The 3123-nt window shown below is 37.9% G+C and carries 1 protein-coding gene; it reads left to right on the top strand.

The window, feature by feature from the left end:
- Positions 1-142: 142 nt before the first annotated feature.
- Positions 143-2890, top strand: coding sequence for a hypothetical protein (locus tag Q3C19_RS18020; RefSeq protein WP_302731207.1), 2748 nt, complete (start codon positions 143-145; stop codon positions 2888-2890).
- Positions 2891-3123 lie beyond the last annotated feature (233 nt).

Below are 3123 nucleotides of genomic sequence, written 5' to 3'. Positions count from 1 at the left end.
GTTCTGGAAGTAGCTATCGAAAGAGGCTTCGCTGGTAGCGGTAGCGGAATTGATGCTGGTGGTGGTCCTGGTGGCGTAGGTGAAGATCCTCTGGGATAATTGAGAACATTAACTTAAAATTTGTACAAATAAAAAGATGATTATGAAATCAAAAAAAGTATTATTAGCATTAGCTTTACCTGTTGCACTTACTGCATGTACAGCTGATGATCTTTTAACAGAGCAATCGGGTAATCCGACTATGCCGGGAAGAAAGGCTGTAGGTAATATTACATTTGTAGCTCCTGAAAACGTTGATACAAGACTTGAATGGAACAGTCAACTGGGAAAACTTGAATGGACAGATACTGACAAATTGGGAGCAGCGTTAATGGATGAGCGTAACAACACCAATAGTCCTGTAAATCCTGAATTAAACTATGATATCGTTAATAACCTGTACTCAAATTATCGCTATGATTATGTAGATGGTGCATTTGTTAATAACAATGCTACTTTCGTTGAAGGTAACTATTTTGTTTATGCACAGTTTAAAGATGTACAGAAACGTACCGGACTTGCTTATGAAATCCCAGCCGTACAACAGAGTGGCGAAGATGGTAGAGGCTCTTGGTATGCTAACCAAATGTGGCTGGATCACATCTTTGTAAAAGAAGGTGATTCGCAGGTGGAAGTAAATCCGCTTCCCGTATTCCCTCTGGTTACTTTGAAAGCTAACTATGAAGGTGCTAATGGTGGTGTAGTTATCCGCAAAATTGTGGTAACTGACGGAACTACACAATTCGGAAATGCAGGAACTGTTCAGCCGTCTGCTAAATCTGTTACATATGATGCTCTGGAAGGTTTGACAGCAACAGGTGTTGCTACAAGTTTCAATACAAATGATTACAAGATTACTACTACCAGTAAGACTTTGGCCGATGTATTCAATGTATATAAGAAAGCTGTAAAAGACTTTAATGATGGCGTTTATACCATTACAAAAACGGATGCCAAAGGTGAGAATGTCGCTGCCGGAGTAAATGATATTGCCAACCCCAATATTGCGGCCTACTTTGTTGCTGGTGCTACTAAATCTTCAAACCTGACTTTGGAGTTTACTAACGAATCTGCCAATGTTGCTGGCGTTATGATTGTACCGCAACAGGATGCTGCTCACACTGCTGGAAACATGACGTTTGAAATCTATACTAATAAGGGCCTTGTGACAATTGCGGGAACTGCTGGAGCAATGAGCAACCAATTTAGTTTTACGGCTAAAAAGGATTATACAACGAATTCAACCGCAGGTATGGTTGGTGATAATCTTCTTAGAGCTTTGGCTTACAATGCCATCAGTTATGATACAGGTGTCAACAGTTCTTTCTTAGCTGCTACGTTGTCTGCAGGTCAGCAGAAAAGCATTCAATTCAACTTTAAGGATGATGCTATTCTGGTACCGAATGCATTAACTGTAACCGATACAGAAGAATTGAAATATTACCTGACTAATTGGTACACAGGTAAAGCCGGTCAGATTGTAGGTGGTGATAACGAGACTGTAACTATCAAGGCTCAACCTACAGCTAACGGTAAGGTAGAAATTGACAATGAAGTATTGAACTTCATGGCAGCAAGTGGTAATCCTACATTGAAGTTTGAAGGTACTATTACTATTCCTGCCGGAACTAACGCCAATGCTTTGGATTTGATTACTAAAGGAATGAGCGACTTAAACGTAATCAACGAATCTGTTTTGACATGGGAAGATAAGGATCAAGAATTTACTTCTATTACTAATAAAGGTACGTTAACTATTGGTCAGGCTACAGGTACAACTGAAACATTTGTAGGAGATATCACTAACTTAGGTACATTGACCTTGCAGGCAACTGTTGGAACTGTTACAAATGGTAGTGCTACTACTCCTGTAAACAATACAGCAGTCGTAACTTTGAAGAAAGGAACTATTACTACTTTGACAAACAATGCTGTAGTTAATGTAGAAGGAACAGTTACTGTAACCACTCTGACGAACAACTATACTGTTGAAGTAAAGAGCGGAACACTGAATACAGCAGGTAGTTCTTCTATCAATACTGGCAATATTACAGTTGCTAAAGACGCTACTTGGGTTGTTGACGGTACCTCATTTACCAATAGTGGTAGCACAGACTCCGCTTCAGCTGGTCTTATTACCAACAACGGTAAGATTACTGTAAACGGTGCATTTACAAATGCGAAAACTACGGCTGCAACAGCATCTAAACAAGTTGACGCAAAGGTTATCAATAATGGTCAAATAGCTTGTGGAGCTAATGGAACATTTACAAACAACTCTACAATGGAAGCCAATGATGGTTCTATTACATTGATTTCTGTAAATGCTGCAGATGCTGAAATTATTATTACTGAAAATATAACAGCTGTTAATGCTCCGGCAAATAATGGTAAGATTACATTTGTCATTACCGATCAAAATTCGTTGAGTAAGGTTCCGGCTGTTGCTAATAGCTTGAAGATACAAGCAAGTAGCATTGATTTCGGTGGTAAGAATCTGAGCAAGATTAATTATGTTGAATTCGATAATGTTTCCTCTATTTCTAATACAAAGGCAGGAGGCAATCAGAATGACCAATCATTTGAAAATGTAATATTTAACGGTGGAACGTGCAGTGTTAATTGTGCATTTACGGCTAGTGAAAAATTAGAAATTACTAAATCAACTACAGTAATTATCAACGATGTATTGACCTTTGCCGGAAGCATAGCCTCTAATTTTGTAAATAAAGGAAGTATCCTTATTGTTAACACATTGAAGTTCACCTCTTTGGGCTCAACATCCGGTGTTAACTTAGGAGAATATTTATTTACAGGTGGTAGCTCAAGTAATATTGAATGGAAACAATAATGTATAGAGATCATAGATCTTAGTACTATTTAAGAAGGTGAAACATAAGTGTTTCACCTTCTTTTTTTAGTTCACATGCATTATTCCTATTGATGTTAGCTTTCAAAGAAAAATTAATTTAAACTCCCTATAATTCATCCTCCATTTTCCCCCAGTTAGCAAAAATTTCCTCCCCAGTTACCAAAATATTTTTTCCCAGTTAGGAAAAAATCCTCCCTCAAAAACATACTATA

Origin of the sequence: Bacteroides sp. ET489, from assembly GCF_030518095.1 — a bacterium.
Lineage (GTDB): Bacteria > Bacteroidota > Bacteroidia > Bacteroidales > Bacteroidaceae > Bacteroides > Bacteroides ndongoniae.
Note: the sequence above shows the minus strand (reverse complement) of the source record. Positions and strands in the feature narration are given on the sequence as shown.

Coding starts and splice junctions, on each gene's coding strand:
- Q3C19_RS18020 (WP_302731207.1), top strand. CDS start 143: ATGAAATCAAAAAAAGTATTATTAGCATTAGCTTTACCTGTTGCACTT.